Annotated in this window: 20 protein-coding genes; 5 read left to right on the top strand and 15 right to left on the bottom strand. The window is 52.2% G+C overall.

The window, feature by feature from the left end; translation table 11 throughout:
- Positions 1-151: 151 nt before the first annotated feature.
- Both CHH67_RS02745 and CHH67_RS02740 read right to left on the bottom strand, forming a co-directional pair.
- On the bottom strand, positions 152-1,366 hold the full coding sequence (locus CHH67_RS02745; protein ID WP_095263450.1) for an endonuclease Q family protein: 1,215 nt from the start codon (positions 1,364-1,366) through the stop codon (positions 152-154).
- Positions 1,367-1,368: 2 nt separating this feature from the next.
- Positions 1,369-1,950: an NUDIX hydrolase gene (locus CHH67_RS02740; protein WP_095263449.1), complete on the bottom strand. Its 582-nt coding sequence runs from the start codon at positions 1,948-1,950 to the stop codon at positions 1,369-1,371.
- A gap of 94 nt (positions 1,951-2,044) precedes the next feature.
- Between CHH67_RS02740 and mciZ the strand changes: the two genes are divergently transcribed.
- Positions 2,045-2,188, top strand: coding sequence for a Z-ring formation inhibitor MciZ (gene mciZ / locus CHH67_RS02735; protein ID WP_095263448.1), 144 nt, complete (start codon positions 2,045-2,047; stop codon positions 2,186-2,188).
- 123 nt (positions 2,189-2,311) lie between these two features.
- Positions 2,312-3,520: a tetratricopeptide repeat protein gene (locus CHH67_RS02730; protein WP_095263447.1), complete on the top strand. Its 1,209-nt coding sequence runs from the start codon at positions 2,312-2,314 to the stop codon at positions 3,518-3,520.
- 121 nt (positions 3,521-3,641) lie between these two features.
- On the opposite strand, the gene CHH67_RS02725 is transcribed toward CHH67_RS02730, so the two are convergent.
- Entirely contained in the window at positions 3,642-4,769 is a 1,128-nt protein-coding gene (locus CHH67_RS02725; protein WP_095263446.1) for a tripeptidase T, read from the bottom strand.
- Between the two features lie 113 nt (positions 4,770-4,882).
- On the opposite strand from CHH67_RS02725, the gene prli42 reads away from it, so the two are divergent.
- Positions 4,883-4,984, top strand: a complete 102-nt coding sequence (gene prli42, locus CHH67_RS02720) for a stressosome-associated protein Prli42 (RefSeq protein WP_095263445.1) — start codon at positions 4,883-4,885, stop codon at positions 4,982-4,984.
- Between the two features lie 130 nt (positions 4,985-5,114).
- Here the strand turns inward: prli42 and lipB are convergent, their stop codons facing one another.
- The 5 genes from lipB to lpdA all read right to left on the bottom strand — a co-directional run bounded on the left by lipB (position 5,115) and on the right by lpdA (position 10,897).
- Entirely contained in the window at positions 5,115-5,795 is a 681-nt protein-coding gene (lipB, locus tag CHH67_RS02715) for a lipoyl(octanoyl) transferase LipB (protein WP_095263444.1), read from the bottom strand.
- 68 nt (positions 5,796-5,863) lie between these two features.
- The gene (locus CHH67_RS02710; protein WP_095263443.1) at positions 5,864-7,258 is read right to left on the bottom strand and encodes a dihydrolipoamide acetyltransferase family protein; all 1,395 of its coding nucleotides are present in this window, start codon (positions 7,256-7,258) and stop codon (positions 5,864-5,866) included.
- Positions 7,259-7,276: 18 nt separating this feature from the next.
- A complete protein-coding gene (locus CHH67_RS02705; protein ID WP_095263442.1) occupies positions 7,277-8,263 on the bottom strand; it encodes an alpha-ketoacid dehydrogenase subunit beta in 987 nt (328 codons plus the stop codon).
- On the bottom strand, positions 8,254-9,294 hold the full coding sequence (locus tag CHH67_RS02700; RefSeq protein WP_095263441.1) for a thiamine pyrophosphate-dependent dehydrogenase E1 component subunit alpha: 1,041 nt from the start codon (positions 9,292-9,294) through the stop codon (positions 8,254-8,256). The genes CHH67_RS02705 and CHH67_RS02700 overlap by 10 nt, the downstream gene beginning before the upstream one ends.
- A 181-nt stretch (positions 9,295-9,475) precedes the next feature.
- Positions 9,476-10,897 carry a dihydrolipoyl dehydrogenase gene (gene lpdA / locus CHH67_RS02695; protein WP_095263594.1) on the bottom strand — a complete coding sequence of 474 codons (1,422 nt, stop codon included), beginning with the start codon at positions 10,895-10,897 and terminating at the stop codon, positions 9,476-9,478.
- Between the two features lie 311 nt (positions 10,898-11,208).
- Here lpdA and CHH67_RS02690 point away from each other — a divergent pair, with 311 nt between their 5' ends.
- Positions 11,209-11,514, top strand: coding sequence for a DUF2627 domain-containing protein (locus CHH67_RS02690; RefSeq protein WP_095263440.1), 306 nt, complete (start codon positions 11,209-11,211; stop codon positions 11,512-11,514).
- A 203-nt stretch (positions 11,515-11,717) separates the two neighbouring features.
- Here the strand turns inward: CHH67_RS02690 and CHH67_RS02685 are convergent, their stop codons facing one another.
- From CHH67_RS02685 to CHH67_RS02660, 6 genes are all read right to left on the bottom strand, one after another.
- Complete coding sequence (locus CHH67_RS02685; protein ID WP_095263439.1) at positions 11,718-11,930, bottom strand: hypothetical protein; 213 nt, start codon at positions 11,928-11,930, stop codon at positions 11,718-11,720.
- A gap of 56 nt (positions 11,931-11,986) precedes the next feature.
- A complete protein-coding gene (locus CHH67_RS02680; protein ID WP_095263438.1) occupies positions 11,987-12,877 on the bottom strand; it encodes an NAD-dependent epimerase/dehydratase family protein in 891 nt (296 codons plus the stop codon).
- Positions 12,878-13,039: 162 nt separating this feature from the next.
- Complete coding sequence (locus CHH67_RS02675; RefSeq protein ID WP_095263437.1) at positions 13,040-14,011, bottom strand: glycoside hydrolase family 43 protein; 972 nt, start codon at positions 14,009-14,011, stop codon at positions 13,040-13,042.
- Positions 14,012-14,046: 35 nt separating this feature from the next.
- A complete protein-coding gene (locus CHH67_RS02670; RefSeq protein ID WP_095263436.1) occupies positions 14,047-14,961 on the bottom strand; it encodes a carbohydrate ABC transporter permease in 915 nt (304 codons plus the stop codon).
- A gap of 67 nt (positions 14,962-15,028) precedes the next feature.
- Positions 15,029-15,904, bottom strand: a complete 876-nt coding sequence (locus tag CHH67_RS02665) for a carbohydrate ABC transporter permease (RefSeq protein WP_095263435.1) — start codon at positions 15,902-15,904, stop codon at positions 15,029-15,031.
- 86 nt (positions 15,905-15,990) lie between these two features.
- A complete protein-coding gene (locus CHH67_RS02660) occupies positions 15,991-17,178 on the bottom strand; it encodes an extracellular solute-binding protein (RefSeq protein WP_095263593.1) in 1,188 nt (395 codons plus the stop codon).
- Positions 17,179-17,520: 342 nt separating this feature from the next.
- Between CHH67_RS02660 and CHH67_RS02655 the strand changes: the two genes are divergently transcribed.
- Complete coding sequence (locus CHH67_RS02655) at positions 17,521-18,423, top strand: ArsR/SmtB family transcription factor (protein ID WP_095263434.1); 903 nt, start codon at positions 17,521-17,523, stop codon at positions 18,421-18,423.
- Positions 18,424-18,715: 292 nt separating this feature from the next.
- On the opposite strand, the gene spo0A is transcribed toward CHH67_RS02655, so the two are convergent.
- Complete coding sequence (spo0A, locus tag CHH67_RS02650) at positions 18,716-19,522, bottom strand: sporulation transcription factor Spo0A (RefSeq protein WP_095263433.1); 807 nt, start codon at positions 19,520-19,522, stop codon at positions 18,716-18,718.
- Positions 19,523-19,633 lie beyond the last annotated feature (111 nt).

Here is a 19,633-nt window from a genome sequence, read left to right as displayed (position 1 = left end):
AGCGTCTCCTTTCATGGGTCTACTCTACTCTATGAAGACGGTCTCTTTTCTATGACTTTCTTATATCAATCGAGCGTGTGGTTCTTCGTATAGCCCACTCGTCATCCCTTGTCGCCAAGAAGCGACACCACCCGGATGCTGTAACGCCGCTTCATTTCATCACTTTCCCGTATGTCCCCCCGCCACCGGATGCTAACTGCAGCGTCCCGTTTCGGGCTTGTATAATGCTCTCCGCCAGCGCCTCTCCAGCCACGGCTGCCAGCTCTGTCTCCGAAGCTCGGTGTAATATCGCCATCTCCGTCCCAAAGGCGTCCAGCAGCTTCTTCATCGCCGATTTCCCGAGTCCGGGAATGAACTCAAGCGGAATCTGGTAATGATAGGGCGGACGAAACGCAGGAATGATCGGCTCGGTGCGATCTGCGAAGCTCAGGATGCGGTCGAGCACGCCACCCACAAGCTTGGTGCTGCCGCAATAAGGGCATCGCCCTTCCTGTGAGGCCGCATCCGCCTCGTCCATAATGCTCTCACACCCCGAGCAATAGGTCCGGTGATATTTACCGAGCCTCGGGTTCAATCCGTAGTTCGCGGTTACTCTGCGGCCGTCTCTTCGCTCCAGCGCCCGCTTGAACTCTGCAAAGGACGGCTCCTTCATCGCGATCCGGTTGTACTCCCGGCCAATCTTGCCTAGGGAGTGGGCATCGGAATTGCTGAGAAAGGAATACGAGTCCAGCTCCGAGATCAATCCGGCCATCGCGGAATCCGCACTCAATCCAAGCTCGATGCCGGATATGCCACCCGGATCAAACACGTCGGCCAGCCGATCGGTCATGCTGCCGTAGAGCCCTTTATGAGGCGTAAACACATGGGCGGGAATAAGTATCCCGCCCCGGTCGGTCACCTCTTGCTGAAGCTCTCTCGGCGAGACATAGATGCGCTGCGAGCTGAGCTGGATATTTTTCATATAACGGGCCATCCAGCCTGTAAAGTCCTGCATCATGTTGAGGGATGGAAAATAGGCCAGCACATGCGCCGCTCCCCGGCCTGGCCCCCGAACCTCGATCTCGCTGCCCAGCACAATGACCGTATCCCGGTAGGCGATGCCGCCTCCGGCCAGCTCCCTCATAATCCCGCTGTCCAGGCAGGCCATAATATCCTCCTGAACGGAGGGAGAATGACAATCAATGATTCCGGTCATCTGGATCCCTTTGCGCTCCGAGCTTTCGACTGCAATGTTCTCGAAGGTCAGATTGTTGCTGGCGCTGATCTTGACCGCCTGTCCGTTGGTTGCCCGGCCGATGTGAATATGAAGATCACAGAAAAATTGCGTGAGTTCTTGCTGGTGAGAAGCTGTATTGTCCGTGCTCATCATCAGATCTTTCCCGTCAGGCTGTACATATTCCAGGCATATACCGCGAGGATCGTCTTCGCATCGCTGATGCGCTCCTCCTGAATCAGCTGGTAGGCTTCCTCAAGTGTGATCTCGGCCATTTCCAGAAATTCGTCTTCGTCGGGATTCATGTCGCCTCGCGTTAAATCTTCGGCCAGATAGAGATGAATAACTTCATCCGCAAAGCCGGGGGATGTATAGAAAGAATGCAGCTTTCGAATCGAGCCGCACGTATACCCCGTCTCTTCCTCCAGCTCGCGCTTGGCCGCTTCCAGCGGGTCTTCGCCAGGCTCCAGCTTTCCTGCCGGGATCTCCACCTCGCAGCGTCCCAGCGGCTGTCTGTATTGGTCAACAACAAGCATTTTTTGATCCTTCAAGGCCAGTACCGCCACAGCTCCCGGGTGTCTCACCACTTCACGGGTCGCTGTATTTCCGTTCGGAAGACGAACCGTGTCCACCTGAAGTGAGATGATCTTTCCGCTGAAGATGTTGTTCGTTGACAGTGTGGTCTCCTCCAGCCTTGCGTTCGGGACGTGCCCGTTCTTGCTGCCGATATCGCTCATATCATGGCCTCCTTTGTCTGATACGTGGCATCTTTGTCCATGCTATTGCATAAGGTGTATTATATCAAATTTCGCGAGAAAGAAGGAACGAGCCATGAAGAGCTACAAAGGAACAAATTCCTTTCATATGGTGGGACAAGCTTGGCAAATCCGGATTATGCTGAAGCAATGGCAAAAAGAATGGGGCAAGGACGCAACGGTACTGGATGTCATTATGCCTCCAAAACCGAGAAAATAACGTAAATATTAACCGTAGTTTATAGGACTTTAGAATCATTTTGCGACGTTTGGTGTGTTTTTTCAAAAAAAGTTCACGACTTATGCATCGTTTCGTGTGTTGTTACAGTGGGAGGCTTCGAATATGCGACAAATCATGCTTAATGAAATCGATTTAACAGCGAATCTCATATGGAATGATTATGAGCGGGGACAATGGTATGAACGGCGCGGGCTGCTGAAGGAAGCATTGGAGAGCTACCGTGCGGCCACTTCGCGCTCGCCGGACGTCGAGCGGTCCACTGGTCAGGATACGGCACTCATCTGGCTGCAATACGGCAAGCTCAGCATGCGTCTGCGCTCCTTCTCCAATTCAGAGTCGGCGTATGCGCATGTGGTTCAGAGCAGCAATGCCTATGCACAGCATGCGCTGAACCAATGGGCTGCCCTGCTTCTCACGCAAGGGTTAAGCGATCCGGAGATATACAAGCATCTCTCCGGCAGAATCTCCGGTCTCGCTGCTTCGCCGGAGATGATCGGCTGCGCGATGTTTTATATCGGCGCTTATCGCGAGGCTGCGGAGTGCTTCAGAGGATGCCTTGACTCCCTCGGACCAAGCGGCGGCATCATGTATGCCAAGGCGCTCATTCGGCTGCAGCAAACGTCGGAAGCGCTGCGGCTGTTGGAGCAATTGGAGAATTGCCAGGTCCCTTCCGGCAGCAGTAACAGGAATGCATGGCAACAAGATCTGCGCCATTTACAGCTGCTGTGCCGATGGAAGCTTGCAGGTAATTCCCAATCGACGCTGACGCTGACCGATCCGCTGGAGCTGGCGAAAACCGCTGTATCGGTCGGTCTGATTCCGGAGGCAGAATGGCTGCTCTCCTTGAACGGGATCGATGCCGGTTATGCTTTGATCTGCCTGTTATACAATGAAGGCTACATTACGGAGGCCGTTTCCCATATCGAGATGCTGGGGCAGCTTCCCATCGGAGACGCTGGCATCTACAGCGAGAAATTGTGTGTTATTGCTGCCGAAGTCTTGTATGATCAGGGCAAGTACGAGGAGGCCTCGTCCCAGTTTCAGCAAATCCGCCAAGCCTGGCCATCCTGCACGGCCGCCCGATTCGGAGAAGCGGCGTGTCATCTGCAATCGGCGCTGCTGTCGTTGTCCCGAAGACTGGAAACCAGCTTCTCCTCCCCTAAGCTGCAGCAGGAAATTATGGAGCATATCGACAACATCGTCGCCGCCCTCAACCTCGTTGACAGCTCTGGCTGGCACACAAGCTGGACACCCTCCCAGAAGCGGGTTGATAACAAACGAAAAGCCCCATGCGCTGTTCTGCTTAACTAAACGCTTGTGACTTCATTTCATCGCTCTTTATATATAAAGGGGTGTCCGGGCTTCTCATCCCGAAACACCCCTTTTGCTATGTCTCAATCATGCAATAACCATGCTATGAACCTTTACCCACTTATGCCTTCGCATTCTCCTGTACAATTGCAACGACCAGTTCAGCCGCTTTGACGAGATCTGAAGCTTGAATACGTTCCTTGGTCGTATGGATCTCCTTGTAGCCCACCGCCAGATTCACAGTCGGCACGCCCAGACCGTTGAAGATGTTGGCATCGCTGCCGCCGCCCGAAGCAAACAGCCGCTCGTTCAGACCGATGCGGCCAATCGCCCGCTTGGCAAGCTGCACAACTTCATCGTGCTCGTTAAAGCTGAACGAAGGATAGATGATTTCGCTAATAAACTCCGAGTCAGCGCCGAATTCGCGCACCGTTGTTTCCAGCGCCTCACGCATATCGCTGATCTGCTTGTTCACCTTTTCCTGCACGATGCTTCTGGCTTCCGCTTCCAGCTGCACATAGTCACACACGATATTCGTCGGACCACCGCCGGCAAACTGACCGATATTAGCGGTCGTCTCATGGTCGATACGGCCCAGCTTCATTTTGGCAATCGCCTTGGCTGCAACCTGAATCGCGCTGATTCCATCCTCCGGATTGACACCCGCATGCGCGGATCTCCCCTTGATGATCATTTTAATTTTTGCTTGTGTCGGCGCAGCGACCGCGATGGAGCCGATATCTCCGTTGGAGTCAAGCGCAAAGCCCAGATCAGCATCCAGCATATTCGGATCAAGCGCTCTTGCGCCTACGAGTCCCGATTCTTCGCCTACCGTGATCACAAATTGAATTTGACCATGCGGAATGTTGTTTTCCTGAATGACACGAATCGCTTCCAGCAGAGCTGCGATCCCCGCTTTGTCGTCCGCACCCAGAATGGTCGTGCCGTCACTGCGAATCCAACCATCCTCTCCCAGCGTCGGTTTCACGCCTTTGCCCGGGGTCACGGTATCCATATGACAGGTAAACAGGAGCTTCGGCGCCTCCTCAGCCTGCTCCGCCTTCCAGGTAATGATCAGGTTGCCTGCACCATGTCCTGTCTTCTCCTTGGCGTCATCCTCCACAATGTCAAGCCCGAGGTTGCCGAATTTCTGCTTCAGCACGCCGGAGATCTGTTCCTCAAACTTCGTTTCACTATCAATCTGGACCAGTTCCATAAACTCATTCACGATTCGCTCTTTAGAGACCACTGGACTTCCCTCTCTTTCACATATACGTTACAATGTCTTATAAGAATGGCCTATTTCGATATCAGGCATGCTAGCAATGTACATTATTAAACTTAAATTAAAGGAGCAACACCATGCAACGAAAAAAGTGGTTTAAATTTGTCATTTATCTGATGCTGCTCGCCATGATCTGCTCGACCTTGATGATTGTCCTCGAGCCTCTCTTGTTCCGTTAATCGGACATGTTCTGCCCATTGAGTGACATGAGGTTCCGTTCATCTTCCCGGATTCAGGCTGAATACCGTCCAATCCGGAAAAAACGCTCCCGTTGCCACCCAAGCAGGTGTAGCGGGAGCGTCCGTTACTTTAACGCCACACAGGTGCATAAGGAAATATACGGGTGAAAAAAGGCAACAGCTCACGCGCTACTTCCTCCACCTCAAAGGTGTTCCCCGTAATATCCTCCAGTGAGGTTACTCCGTATTCCTGAATTCCGCACGGTATAATTCCCGCAAATCCGTCTTCGGCAATGCCTGCCTTGATATTAAAAGCGAAGCCGTGGCTCGTGACAAAGGCTCGCTGATGCCGGCATTTGTTAAACTTCACGCCGATGGCGCAAATTTTCCGGTCTCCGACCCACACTCCGGTATATTCCGGTTTTCTTCCGGATTCAATGCCGTGCGAAGCCAGATAATCTATAATGACCTGCTCCACGTTTCGGAGATAAGCGTGAAGGTCAAGCCCCTTTCCAGCATCCAGCATCAGCAAGGGATAGCCGACAAGCTGCCCAGGCCCGTGATATGTAATGTCTCCTCCGCGATCAATTTCGAACAGGCCTATGCCCCGCTTCTCAAGCTCTTCCCGGCTGAGCAACAAATGCTCGGGATGTCTCTGGGAACCAATCGTATACGTAGGAGGATGCTGGAGAAGCATCAGCTGCTCTGAACGCTTCCCCTCATCAATCCCTGCCACGATCTCCTTCTGAAGCTCCCAGGCATCTCCGTAATTCATCATCGGCGTGTACGTTACATCCAACTGTCTATTCATCTGCAGCGCCTTCTTTCACCTAAGAGTAATGCCGATGCCGATGGCCAATCTTTGTATCCATACCGTTTCTAGTACAGCTTGGTATCCAATGTATAGCCTTCCAGGTTGTCTTTGACCCTTTGCAAAAATCTTCCGCAGATGACACCGTCCAAAATCCGATGATCCAGTGACAGACACAGGTTAGCCATCGAGCGAACAGCAATCATATCATTGATGACAACCGGCTTTTTGACAATCGACTCAAACGTCAGGATGGCCGCCTGCGGATAATTGATGATCGGATACGACAAGATCGATCCGAAGGAACCGGTATTGTTGACCGTGAATGTGCCTCCTTGCATATCGTCGAGCGTCAGCTTGCCTTCACGCGTCTTCCGCGCAAGCTCGTCGATCTCTCTGGCAAGGCCCGCGATGTTCTTCTGATCCGCACGATGAATGACCGGCGTCATGACGGAATCCTCGGTCCCTACAGCGAGCGACAGATTGATGTCCCGCTTGACCACAATTTTATCGACCGCCCAGAACGAGTTCATGATCGGATAATCCTTGATGGCGTTCACGACCGCCTTCAACAGAAAGGCAAGATAGGTCAGGTTAACACCCTCGTTGCGTTTGAATTCATCCTTCAGTTTGTTCCGAAGCAGCACCAGGTTCGTTACATCCACTTCGATCATCGTCCAGGCATGCGGAATTTCGGTAACGCTCTGGCGCATGTTTCTGGCAATGGTGTTTCGTATCGGAGTTACGTCAATGAAATAGTCCGAGCGGCCGCCGCCTTCCACCTCAATGGTCGGAATCTTCGGCGTCTCCGTCAAATGCAGTCCGGAATGACGCACATCCGGGATCGGTGTGAAGAGATCCTCCTTCGACAATGGGGTAGCGGGTTGCTGCTTCAGGCCGCTAAACGGGGAGGCCGCTGATCCGGACTGCTCCCTTCTCTCTGCCCGGGCCGGTTCGGTAACAGCTGGCTGCGCCGCTGCGCCTTGTGATCCGCCCTGCTCGATATACTTCAATACATCCTTGCGCGTAATTCTTCCGCCCAGGCCAGTTCCCTGTACCCGGTTCAGATCGATCCCGTGCTGTGCAGCAAGCGTCTGTACCGCCGGGGAATACCGCGAACGCATCGACGTATCGCCAGATATCGCTGCACCCGGGGAATGTGCAGGTTCCGATGCACCACCAGCTGACGCCACCGTCCCGTCACTTGCTCCTGCAGTCTGAATACGGCAGATGACTTCACCTACACTGACAACCTGGCCCTCTTCGGCAAGAATGTCGCCCATAACCCCGTCAAGTGTAGACGGGATCTCTGCATTCACTTTATCCGTGATCACCTCACAGATCGGCTCATATTGCTCAATCGGATCACCAGGCTTTTTGAGCCATTTGGCAATCGTTGCAGACACGAGGGATTCTGCCAGCTGAGGCATCGCAACGTCGGTCATCGTATATTTATCGGTCATGCTCACAACTCCCTGTTCTTAATAAAGCGCCAGCTGACGCATCGATTCCTTGACTTTGTCCTTGTTCAACATGAAAAACTTCTCCATCGGCGGGCTGATCGGCATCGCCGGCACATCCGGCCCGCACAGACGCATAATCGGCGCGTCCAGATCGTACAGGCAGTGCTCCGAGATGATTGCCGCAACCTCGCCACCGACACCGCCGGTTTTGTTGTCTTCATGAACGATAAGCACTTTCCCTGTGCGTCTCGCGGATTCAATGATGGCATCCTGGTCCAGCGGCTGCAGTGTGCGCAGATCGAGGACGTGGGCGCTGATCCCTTCCTCTTTCTCCAGCTCTTCGGCAGCCTGCATGACAAAATGCAGCGGCATGCTGTATCCGATCACCGTGATGTCGCTGCCTTCGCGCAGGACGTTCGCTTTCCCGATCGGAACGACATAATCGTCCTCCGGCACGTCGCCGGTGATCAGTTTGTAGCACTTTTTGTTCTCGAAGAAGAGGACAGGGTCCGGGTCGCGAACCGCTGCTTTCAGCAGCCCCTTGGCATCGTACGCCGAGAACGGAGCAACGATCTTCAGACCCGGCGTGCCAAAGAAGATCGATTCCGGACACTGGGAATGATACAGCCCGCCGAAGATGCCGCCGCCAATCGGCGCGCGGACGACGATCGGACAGCTCCAATCGTTGTTCGAGCGGTAGCGGATTTTCGCTGCTTCACTAATGATCTGGTTCGTCGCCGGAAGCATAAAGTCGGAATACTGCATTTCCGCGATCGGCTTCATACCGTACATGGCCGCTCCAATCGCTACCCCGGCAATCGCCGATTCCGCCAGCGGCGTATCCAGCACACGCATCTCGCCAAACTGCTCGATAAGCCCCTTCGTGGTCGTGAATACGCCGCCCTTCACGCCAACATCCTCGCCAAGCACGAAGACGGATTCATCCTTCTCCATCTCTTCCTTCATCGCGAGGCGAATTGCATCAATATACTCCATTACCGCCATCCTTCAGTTCCTCCTTCGTCTTCCGCATACACATGAAGAAGCGTATCCTCAGGTTCCGGGAACGGAGCACGATCCGCGTATTCCGTCGCTTCTTTGATCTCCAGATTCAGCTGTGCCACCAGATCTTCGTCACGAGCCTCATCCCAGAGTCCCGCTTCGATCAGATACGTCTTGAAACGCGCCACGCCGTCCTTCTTCCAGTTCTCCTCCACTTCTTCCTTGGTCCGATAAGCCAGATCATTATCGGAAGTGGAGTGCGGGGACAAGCGGTACATAACCGACTCGATCAAGGTTGGCCCTTCTCCGCGCACAGCGCGCTCACGAGCTTCCTTCACCGCTGCGTACACCGCAAGCGCATCATTGCCGTCAACGCGGACGCCTGGGAAGCCGTAGCCCAGCGCACGGTCGCTCACCTTGCCGCTGATCTGCTTGTGCAAAGGTACAGAGATGGCGTACTGATTGTTCTCACACATAACAACAACTGGCAGCTTGTGCACCCCCGCAAAATTCAGCCCTTCATGGAAATCGCCCTGGTTGCTGGAGCCTTCGCCGAAGGTGACAAACGATACAAAATCCTTCTTCTGCATTTTGGCCGCGAGTGCGATGCCAACCGCATGCGGCACCTGGGTCGTCACCGGACTGGAGCCGGTCACAATGCGCAGCCGCTTGGAGCCGAAATGGCCCGGCATTTGGCGCCCGCCGCTGTTCGGATCCTCGGCCTTGGCGAATGCGGACAGCATCAGCTCGCGAGGCGTCATGCCAACAGCCATAACAAAGCCGTAGTCACGGTAATACGGCAGGAAATAATCCTTCTCCCGGTCAAGGGCAAACGCCGCAGCTACCTGACAAGTCTCCTGCCCGATGCCGGAAACGTGAAAATTGATTTTTCCCGCACGCTGCAGAAGCAGGTTGCGCTCATCGAATTTTCGCGCGAGCACCATATATTTGTACATGTCAATCACTTGTCCGTCAGTCAGTCCAAGCTGTTCATGCCTAAGCTTATTCGATGTCATCGTATCTTGTTCTTTCATGGAGATCCCTCCTTTTTCATGAGCCAGTCAAGCCTCCTGACCGATTCGGTTCCCCGATCAAGCGACCTCATATCAAGTATTAAAACCTGGTACTAAGACTTGGCTTAATCTTATTATAATCCCTTTTCCGGTAAAAAGAAATGAGGGATTGCATAGTGAGGTTATCCAACTGATGATCTGCCTAGAGGCCGATAGCTCGTCCATCCACGGCCAGCATGGCTTCGCCGAGCACTTCGGACAGGGTTGGATGCGCATGAACTGCCGCCCCGACTTCCCATGGCGTCGCATCCAGCACCTGGGCCAGCGCCGCTTCGCCGATCAGCTCGGTCACATGCGGGCCGATCATATGTACGCCGACAATATCGCCGCTGTCCTCATCGGCAATCACCTTCACAAAACCTTCCGTCGCCCCCTGCACCAAAGCTTTACCGATGGCCTGGAAAGGGAAACGTCCCACCTTGATCCGGCGTCCCTGCTCTGCGGCCTCCTTCTCCGTCAGCCCTACGCTCGCCGCTTCGGGACGGGAATATATACAGCGCGGAATCCACGCTTTCGGGTACGGCGCTGTCTTCTCGCCGGCCAGGTGGTTCACAGCTGCAATCCCTTCATGGCTGGCGGCATGGGCCAGCTGAAGACCGCCGATCACATCGCCGATGGCATAAATATGCGGCTCGGTCGTCTGGAGATGCTCGTTCACGGCAATAAGCCCGTTCTCAACCCGCACATCCGTATTTTCAAGCCCGATGTTTTCCGCGTTGCCTACGCGGCCTACAGACACCAGCAGCTTGTCTGCGCTTAGCGTCCGCTGCTCGCCCCCCGCCTCCACGGAAACGGTCACCTGCTCATCCACCACCGCATAGCTGTCCACAATCAATCTGGCGCCGGTATACACCTTCACGCCTCTTTTTTCAAGCTGCTTCCGCATTTCTTTGCCGATATCCTCGTCCTCGGTTGGCAGCAGCTGTGCGGTCGCCTCGATCAAGGTCACGTCCACGCCAAAATCATTCAGCATCGACGCCCATTCTACCCCGATCACGCCTCCGCCTACGATCAGCATCGACGCCGGCAGCTGCTCCAACTGGAGCGCTTCATCACTCGTCAGTATATGTATTCCATCCGCTTCAAGCCCCGGCAGCTGGCGCGGCCTTGAGCCTGTCGCTATGATAAGGTGGCCCGGCACGACCGTCTCCATCTCCCCACCCGGAAGCTCAACGGCAACCGCCCCGCTCCGCGGCGAGAAGATCGAGGGCCCGATCACCCTGCCTTTGCCCTGGATCACCGTAATTTTATTTTTGCGCATCAAATACTGAACGCCGTCGTGCAGCTTGTCCACAATGCCCTGCTTCCGCTTCTGCACTTTGTCAAAAGCAAGCCGGAGCCCGCCCGTCTCAATCCCGTATTGCTCGCTCTCTTTCATGTCGGCATACAGCTCGGCACTGCGCAGCAGCGCTTTGCTGGGAATACACCCCTTATGCAGGCAGGTACCGCCCAGCTTATCCTGTTCAATAATGACAACTTCCTTTCCCAACTGGGCAGCCCGAATCGCAGCGACATACCCCCCTGTACCTCCTCCAAGTATTGCAACATCACATGTTATGGCCACAAACGGCACCTCCACAATATAATCCATAATGGTTCTTCATTCTCTATCATTGTACTCTCTTTCAATCGTATTACAAAATAGCGAGAATTTAGACCAAAATCAATAGCCAGCATTTCGTTTGATCAATATATAGTATTGCACGCAAAATCTCATCTATATATTGTATTAGTAGTGGATACTCATGCCCGATTTACGCATAATGATTGACAACCTGTAAGAAAACAGGAAGCGCCGAAATGGACATCGAATTCGGAAAACGGTATGATAATCGATAGTTGAGTATCACTTACAGGATGGAAGGAAATTTGGTTATGAAAATGTTGATCTCCCGCTTTATCGCCATTCTTATTCTCGTCATCCCCGGATTTCTGGCGATGAAAGGTTTCCTGATGATGAAGGATGCATTCTTCCTATATATCGCCGTACACGGTGATGACAGCGTGCTCAATCCGACCTTCGAATGGCTCTCGTTCCTCGGCGGCCTGGCGCTGTTTGTCATCGGCATCGGCTTCCTTGGCGGATGGATTCTGTTCCGTGACCGGAAGCGCAATTATGTAGGGCCAAGATTCAAGAAGAAACGTCCTGCCGCCAAGCCGGGAAGCTCATCCGGCAACTGACACTTCGCTTATCCGGATATTCGAAAACGAAGCAGGTGCAGCAAAAGGTCGAAGACATCCGCTAGAACTTACGAAAGCGGCATCTTCGACCTTTTTGTATGTTACAACGATACCGCCAGACTTGCCCCGATCCGCCACAACCGCGCCAAGCCGATGCAGTACTTGTCCAGTTCCGCGTGCTTCGCGCATGTGGTTGGCTGTTTCTATTCCATCAACGCATCCTTCAGTTTACTGGACATGCGGGCTTCTTTCCCGCTTGCCTTGAGTACCGCTTTTCTCAAATTCATGTTCTGCCGGGCAACCTGCTTCAGCTCCTCGAGCATCTCATGCAGAAGCGCGCGTGCCTCTGCCGTAAGCGCTCCGGCTGCCGCAAGCTCCTGAATTCGCTGTTCCCACATCTCCGCCTTGTCCATCATGCCTACCTTCCTTTCAACTTGCCATCCGCAAGCGTCCGACAGGGACGCTCGTAGAATCACGGACGCTTCTTCAAATCGGCTGCCAGCTCCCGGATCAGCTCGGGCATCCATGCCTTCACATTCCAGAAAGTAAAGCCGGTCTCAGCCGCTCTTGCGTTGCTCATCACCCAATCTTGCGGCACGCCAAACGGTGATTGATGCTCTTGGGGAGCCTCCGACACCAGCGATGCTGTCTGTCCAATCTCCAGTTCGATCATACCCATAATTTCACGCACTGAAACAGTCCCGTCAGAGCAAGCATTGACCGGCCCCTCCAGTTTAACCTCGCCAATCCACTGCAAACATGCAGCTGCCTCCTCGGCATGAACAAACGATATTTGCGCATCCGGTGCCGGAAGTCCGATCGGCTCGCCTTGTGCAGCATGCTCAATGTGGAACCAGAGCCGCTTCGTGTAATCGTCTGTCCCGAGTACTATCGGGAATCGGACAGCTGCCACCGCCAGATTGCTTCTACCGAACAGCACCGCTTCGGACAGCCGCTTGCCTTCCTTGTAGCTGTATTTGCGCTCAGGATTGGTCTGAACCGGATAGTTATATGGATCGAAATCGCCCTCTTGCAGCGGATGGTCTGCGTTATCGTACACGGCCAACGTCGAGGTCAGCACATACAGTCCGGTCCGTCCTGCAAAAATCTCCGCTGCCTGTTCCGCTTCCTCCGGGGTATAACAGATGTTGTCATACACAACATCCCACTGCTGCCCCTCGACCGCTTGACGCAGCGCATCCGGATCGGTCCGGTCTGCTTGTAACCGTTGTACCTTATCCCCAAAGGGATCTTCACTAACTCCCCTTGTCAATATCGTCACAGCGGCTCCCGCTTCGATCAGCCGACTCACCAATCTGCGGCCAAAAAAACGGGTGCCGCCCAGCACCAGCACATTCTTCATCTCCGTCCCTCCTCCGTGTTATCCATGCCTCATTATCATACTCCCATTTGGTTCAAAAATCCAAAGCATGACGTTCACGCAAGCAAAGGAAAACGCCGTGTCCACACCACTGACCTTTCGTCAATGAGCGAAGACAACGGCGTTGCCGTCAGATGATAGGCTTTAGCGTGTATCCGGTCTTGGCACACCAAAGTTCGGCGTCCCGTCTTCATTCCAGCTTATCGCCTGCACGCGCGTATGGCGGTTCGGGTCGTAGAGCGGATCACCTTCAATCTCCTTGTAACTTCTGGCGTGATAGACCAGCAGGTCGAGCGAGCCATCCTCCGACACCGTAAAGCTGTTATGCCCCGGCCCGTATTGACGATTCACCTCCGAGGTGGCAAACACCGGCACCGGCGACTTGCTCCATGAGGATGGATCGAGCAGATCGCTGTTCTCATCCGCGGTCAGCATCCCCATGCAATAATGTTCACCGGTAGAACTTGCGGAATAGGTCATGAAAATCCGGCCATTTCGCTTCAGCACCGCTGCTCCTTCGTTGACAGAGAAGCCGATCTTCTCCCAGTCATACTCCGGAATGGACAGGCATACCTGCTCCCCTGAAAGCGTCCACGGGTTCTCCATCCGCGAAATGTACAGATTCGAGTTTCCCGGAATGTTCGGGTCCTTCTGGGCCCAAACATAATACCGGACGCCTCGGTGCTCGAACGTTGTCGCATCCAGCGAGAAGGATTCCCACTTTGTTTTGACCTGTCCTTTTTCCAGCCAGTTGCCTTCAAGCGGATTCTCAGCCGCATTTTCCAGCACGAACATGCGATGGTCGAACAGCCCGTCCCGTGTATCCGACGTATGGGCAGCCGCAAAATAAATGTACCATTTCCCATCCACAGCATGCAGTTCCGGCGCCCAGATGTTAGCGCTCATGCAGCCCGATTCATGCTTTCTCCAGACCGTGACGGCCGGTGCTTCTGCTAGCCCTTGAATGGTCAAGGAGCGTCTGAGCTCAATCCGGTCATACTCCGGAACCGAAGCGGTAAAGTAATAATATCCGTCCGTATGCTTGTATATCCACGGATCGGCCCGCTGTTCAATGAGCGGATTTTGAATATTGATTTGTTTATTTTCATGGATCATGGTGTTCTCTCCTATTTTCTTGTTCTATAGATCGGCTAGCCCTTGATGCCAGCATTCAGGTTAATCGACTGTACAAAATATTTTTGCGCGAACAGAAACAGCAGCAGTGTCGGGATGATTGCCAGAATCGCGGAGCCCATCAGCTGGCCGATCAGCCGGTAATTGCCGTAAATATCCTGGAGCAGCAGCAGTCCCGCCGTTACCGGCATTTTATCAACATCGGTATAGACGATGACGGGCCACAGGAAGTCGTTCCAGGAGCCTGTGAACGAGAACAGTCCGCACACGATCAGCACCGGCTTAATCAGAGGCAAAATGACCGAGAAATAAATTCTGAAATCTCCCGCGCCGTCTACTTTGGCGGATTCATCCAGATCCTTCGGAATGCCCTTCATGAACTGCCTGACCAGAAAAATATTACCCATACCAGCCAGACCGGGTATAATCATCGCCCATGCCGTATTCACCCAGCCGAACGCATCAATGATCTTGTAGGAAGGAATCAGGTTCACGACTCCTGGAAAGAAAGAAATGCCGAGCAGGGTAAAAAACAGCGTATCCCGGCCTTTAAAATTCATCCGCGCATAACCATAGCCGGTGATGGATATGATCACGATGACCAGTGCCGTATGTGTTGTCGCAATGAATATCGAGTTAACCAGCCACCGCAGGATAGGTGCCGTTGACGTGTTATTCAGGATCGTCACATAGTTATCCAGGATCCAGTTCACCGGAAGCAGCCTGAAGCCGGTTGATACCACCTCAGCCTGGGAACGAAAGGATGTCGTAATCCCGAAGATGACGGGAATGATCCAGATCACGCACAGGACAGTGAGAAACAGATAAGCGATATATTGGGATATCGGAAAACGCTTGCCCTGCAGCGGTTGTTGTACGGGAGATTTGATCTGCACTTCAGCCCCTGTATTGTTGAGCACTTGGTTGGACATTCACTTGCACCGCCTTCTTTCACTTATTCAGCATTTTGCAAAATCCACATAACTGCCGCCGCAAGTTTTACGAAGCATTCCGGTTCATCACATAGTACTGCAGCGCCGAGATGACCAGGATGACCAAGCCAAGCAGAACCGCCATCGCAGACGCCATGCCGGCAATCGATTCCCCATGACCAAAGGCCAGCTGGCGAATATACATCATCAGCACGGTCGTGCTCTGTCTCGGTCCCCCGTCCGTCATCATAAGCGGCTGACCGAACACGTTGAAAGCGCCGGCGGTCGTCATCACAAACGTATAGATGAGCGGGAAGCGAATCGAGGGCAGGGTAATGCTCGTAAAGCGGCGGATCGGACCCGCGCCATCCATCTCGGCTGACTCATACAGCTCTTTGGATACCCCGCTGATCGAGGCGCGATAGATGATCATGTTGCCTCCGACGCCGCCCCACACCGTAATGACGATGATGATAATCCAGGCGTAAGGCTGGTTCGCTGCCCACACTGTCTCTGAGCCGAACACATTGCCCGTAATGCCAAGCTGCTTGTTAAAGATCAACAGCCAGATGAGCGCCGCAGCGGAAATCGAGATAAGCCCAGGGATGTACAGCACAGCCTGGATGAAGCCCTTCAGCTTCACCTGTTTATGCTCCAGCGCAACCGCAATCATCAGCGGCAATGCAATCAGTATCGGCACGCTCAGGCCTACAAAAATCAACGTATTCTTCAAGCCGTTAAAGAACTGGGTATAGAAGGTCGAGCTCGTGTCTGACAATATCGTCCGATAATTATCAAGGCCAACCCATACCGGATCATTAATCAGATTCCATTTGGTAAACGAAGCGTATATCCCATAGATGGTCGGCAGACAGATAAAAATGATAAACAATATGAAATGAGGTCCTACAAAGAAAATAGGTGCAAAGGATTTCCTATTCATAACCTGACATTTCTCCTTTTAGTGGAGGAGCACCGCTCTGATGGAGCGGCACTCCTGCTCATGCTATTCATGTCATCTGCAGCTACTCATTCCCCTTGAGTGTTGCCCTCGGCAATTTTATCCTCCACAAACTTCTGCATCGTCTGCAGCGTCTCATCCAGGTCTACGTTCCCCCGAACGATGTCGGCAGCATACGTATCCACCGCTTCGGCTACATACGGATAATATTCGTAGGTGTAGATATACAGCGATTTAATCTCGTCCTCATTCGAGGTAAAGAAGGATTGAATGTAGTTCTCGTATTCCGGATTTTCAATGACCTGTTTACTCGCTACAATCTGGCCCGCCTTGGCCCATTCCATCGAGTTCTGGCGAATGAACTCTAGAAATTCCCCGATCCCTTGCTCTTTCTCGTCCGTGCGGTTGTCATTCTTCAGCATGGCAAACAGATGGGAGGAAGCGCGGTTGGTGAATTTGTCGGCAGAGGTAGAATAGATGTTCGTCACATCGAAGTTTAAACCCTCCACACTCGCATGGGCTGTCGAAGACCAGGTGCCGTCTGTGGAAAACAGGACATTCCCCGCCTGGAACATCAGATATCCATCCTCGCCAAATGGCGTCATCAACCCGGCGTCTGCAATCTTCTTCACTTCCAGAAACGCCTGCTTCATCGCTTCTGTATTGACCGCAGGCTGCCCGTTCTCTTGAATGTCTCCGCCCAGGTTCTGAATCTGGGCCATAATAACCCAGCCAAGCAGCGCATCGTTCACCACATAATCGCCCTCTTCAAGCTTGCCTTGCAGGGATAGCATTTCATCAATGGTGACCACGTTGTCGTCCAGAAAGCTCTCAGCGTTGTATTTCTGCAACAGATCCTTGTTGTAATACATCACATTGCTGTGAATATCGAGCGGGACGGTGTATTGAACGCCATCGATGTTGCCGGTCGTCCAGGCTTGAGGCAGATAATTGTCCTCTTTCAATTCCGGCTGGGCTTCCATCACCGCGGTCATCGGCTCCAGCACCCCTTGTCTGACAAATCCCGGCACACGGTCTGCGTGGATAATGGCCAGATCCGGAACGCCTTTGCCGGAGTTCAGCACCGTCGAAATTTTCGTGTACATATCGGACGTAATGACATGTTTCACTTTGATCTCGGGATTGGTATCGTTGTATTCCTTAACAAGCTGATCCATATAACTGCCGTCTTCTCCTGTCAGCGGTGTCCAGAATGTAATCGTATTTTTGTCATCTCCGCCGCAAGCGGTTAGCATGGCCGATATGGCCAAAACCACCAAGGTGATCCCCCATCTTTTTTTCAATTTGCTCTCCTCCAGTCATTGATTTAGTTCTTGATTAACAAAAGCCAACACCAAAGCAGATATAAAACAACTTTTGGTTCAGTATACAGGCAGATTGAAAGCGTTGTCAATAATGTTTTTGTAAACTTAATCATGTTTATTTTATTATGATTAATATATTAGTTAACTAAAATGAGTTTTAATCGATGATTATCAACTAGTGATTTATATACTAGTTAATCAAATTTGTGTTATGATTAACTTATACATAGATGGTGTTACGCCACAAGTAATCCTAGAGAAAGAAGTGATCGCATGCAGCTTGAAATTGATCAATCCTCGCTTATCGTTTATGAAGCGCTGGCCAGTGAAGTGCGTTTGAAAATCATCCAATTGCTCTCCAAAAATAAAATGAACATCAAAGATTTGGCGAAGGAGCTGCAGATCAGCAGCGCGATTGTCACGAAGCATATCCAGAAGCTGGAGGATGCGGGCATTATTAAGACAGAGCTTGTCCCGGGGAAATCGGGGCGGCAAAAAATTTCGATTCTGAAGGTCGATCATATCGAAATTAATTTTCCGAAGAAAATATTCCATTCCTATGCGTCCTATGAAACGTCGGTGCCGATCGGCCACTACACGGATTATGATCTGAAGCCAACCTGCGGTCTGGCAACGGAGAAGGATTTTGTCGGCCCGGTGGACGAGCCGAAATACTTTATGGACCCGAAGCGGGTGGATGCGGAGATTTTATGGTTTACAGAGGGGTATGTGGAGTATAACGTGACCAACTTTCTGAAGAAGGACGAGAAGCTGCAGCAGTTTGAGATCAGCCTGGAGATCGCTTCCGAGTTCCCGTTTGCCAACGATGTATGGCCGTCGGACATCACCTTCTCCCTGAACGGTATAGAGCTCGGCACATGGACGAGTCCCGGTGATTTCGCTGATACGAGGGGCAAACTCACCCCCGAATGGTGGCCAAGCAACATTAACCAGTACGGCCTGCTCAAGACGATCCGGATTACCAGCCACGGCACTTATATTGACGGCGACCCGCTGTCTCCGGTCTCCGTCAATGATTTGGACACCACCTGTGATCGCTGGAGTTTTCGTATCGAAGTGAAAGAAGATGCCGAGCACGTTGGCGGAGCCACCCTCTTCGGCAAGAAATTCGGCAATCACAATCAGGATATTGTGTTTAAGCTATATTATTTGTAGCAGCTGTTCGAAGAATAAACCCCCCGTCCAAGTAGACAGTAGTTAAAATGATTCTGCTGCTGCATGAAATAACAAACAAGCGCCACCTCGAAGAGATGGCGCTATTCGTTATTTGGTATCATTTCAGCAGCAAATATGCGTATGAAAGTTCTGATAATAAACGCAGAAACATGAGATCGACTAGATAACCAATGAATCGCAGACCGAGCACCATCACTTCGATGTGTCCGTCCTATAATTTTACGCAAACCGCGTGCTAGTCATCATCCGATTTCCGCGTCCCATCACCCTTTCACGACACTTTATGCTCGATTCTCAGCTTGTCTGCCACCATCGCGATGAACTCGCTATTGGTTGGCTTGGATTTGCTGATGTTGATGGTGTAGCCGAACAGATGGCTGATTGAGTCGATATTGCCGCGTGTCCAGGCCACCTCGATCGCATGTCGGATCGCACGCTCTACGCGAGACGGAGTTGTTTTGAATTTCTCGGCAATGGCCGGATACAGTGTTTTGGTGATGGCGCCCAAAATTTCAATGTTGTTGTACACCATCGTGATCGCTTCGCGCAAATACTGATATCCTTTAATATGCGCAGGCACACCGATTTCATGTATGATCGATGTAATGTTGGCATCCAGATTTTTGCCTTTGCCCATCGGTACAACATTGGATTTGTTCGCCGAGGTGAACGGCGTGCTGGAGGACAGACCGCTCGGAGCGCCCACCAGCTGGCGAATACGGCTTGCGAGCACTTCCATGTCAAACGGCTTCAGGATGTAATAGGAAGCGCCGAGCTGAACCGCACGCTGCGTAATATTTTCCTGACCAAATGCCGTTAACATAATGACTTTAGGCTGAGGAGACAAGTTCATATCGCGAAGGCGTTCAAGCACACCGAGACCGTCCAGATGAGGCATGATAATATCAAGGATCAACACATCCGGAACCTTACCGGCTTCCTCGATCATATTCAATACTTCCTCGCCGTTGTAGGCAATACCAGATACAACCATATCGGGCTGATCCGAAATGTATTCGCCAAGCAAATTCGTGAATTCACGGTTGTCGTCTGCTAATAAAACTTCAATTTTTTGCAATTCTTGCTCCTCCTTTATCTGATCAGTAGTCATTTTGATTTTCTTTTCTTGTATTTTAAACTTTCGACAGCCACATTTAAATTCCTTCTGTCGAAAATTATTTTTCTTTAT

Source organism: Paenibacillus campinasensis, assembly GCF_002272015.1.
GTDB classification, from domain to species: domain Bacteria; phylum Bacillota; class Bacilli; order Paenibacillales; family Paenibacillaceae; genus Paenibacillus_AQ; species Paenibacillus_AQ campinasensis.
Note: the sequence above shows the minus strand (reverse complement) of the source record. Positions and strands in the feature narration are given on the sequence as shown.

Bases quoted from the DNA above. Each gene is read 5' to 3' on its own strand.
- CHH67_RS02745 (WP_095263450.1), bottom strand. From the start codon at position 1,366: ATGAGCACGGACAATACAGCTTCTCACCAGCAAGAACTCACGCAATTT.
- CHH67_RS02740 (WP_095263449.1), bottom strand. From the start codon at position 1,950: ATGAGCGATATCGGCAGCAAGAACGGGCACGTCCCGAACGCAAGGCTG.
- mciZ (WP_095263448.1), top strand. From the start codon at position 2,045: ATGAAGAGCTACAAAGGAACAAATTCCTTTCATATGGTGGGACAAGCT.
- CHH67_RS02730 (WP_095263447.1), top strand. From the start codon at position 2,312: ATGCGACAAATCATGCTTAATGAAATCGATTTAACAGCGAATCTCATA.
- prli42 (WP_095263445.1), top strand. From the start codon at position 4,883: ATGCAACGAAAAAAGTGGTTTAAATTTGTCATTTATCTGATGCTGCTC.
- lipB (WP_095263444.1), bottom strand. From the start codon at position 5,795: ATGAATAGACAGTTGGATGTAACGTACACGCCGATGATGAATTACGGA.
- CHH67_RS02710 (WP_095263443.1), bottom strand. From the start codon at position 7,258: ATGACCGATAAATATACGATGACCGACGTTGCGATGCCTCAGCTGGCA.
- CHH67_RS02705 (WP_095263442.1), bottom strand. From the start codon at position 8,263: ATGGCGGTAATGGAGTATATTGATGCAATTCGCCTCGCGATGAAGGAA.
- CHH67_RS02700 (WP_095263441.1), bottom strand. From the start codon at position 9,294: ATGAAAGAACAAGATACGATGACATCGAATAAGCTTAGGCATGAACAG.
- CHH67_RS02690 (WP_095263440.1), top strand. From the start codon at position 11,209: ATGAAAATGTTGATCTCCCGCTTTATCGCCATTCTTATTCTCGTCATC.
- CHH67_RS02685 (WP_095263439.1), bottom strand. From the start codon at position 11,930: ATGATGGACAAGGCGGAGATGTGGGAACAGCGAATTCAGGAGCTTGCG.
- CHH67_RS02680 (WP_095263438.1), bottom strand. From the start codon at position 12,877: ATGAAGAATGTGCTGGTGCTGGGCGGCACCCGTTTTTTTGGCCGCAGA.
- CHH67_RS02675 (WP_095263437.1), bottom strand. From the start codon at position 14,011: ATGATCCATGAAAATAAACAAATCAATATTCAAAATCCGCTCATTGAA.
- CHH67_RS02670 (WP_095263436.1), bottom strand. From the start codon at position 14,961: ATGTCCAACCAAGTGCTCAACAATACAGGGGCTGAAGTGCAGATCAAA.
- CHH67_RS02665 (WP_095263435.1), bottom strand. From the start codon at position 15,904: ATGAATAGGAAATCCTTTGCACCTATTTTCTTTGTAGGACCTCATTTC.
- CHH67_RS02660 (WP_095263593.1), bottom strand. From the start codon at position 17,178: ATGCTAACCGCTTGCGGCGGAGATGACAAAAATACGATTACATTCTGG.
- CHH67_RS02655 (WP_095263434.1), top strand. From the start codon at position 17,521: ATGCAGCTTGAAATTGATCAATCCTCGCTTATCGTTTATGAAGCGCTG.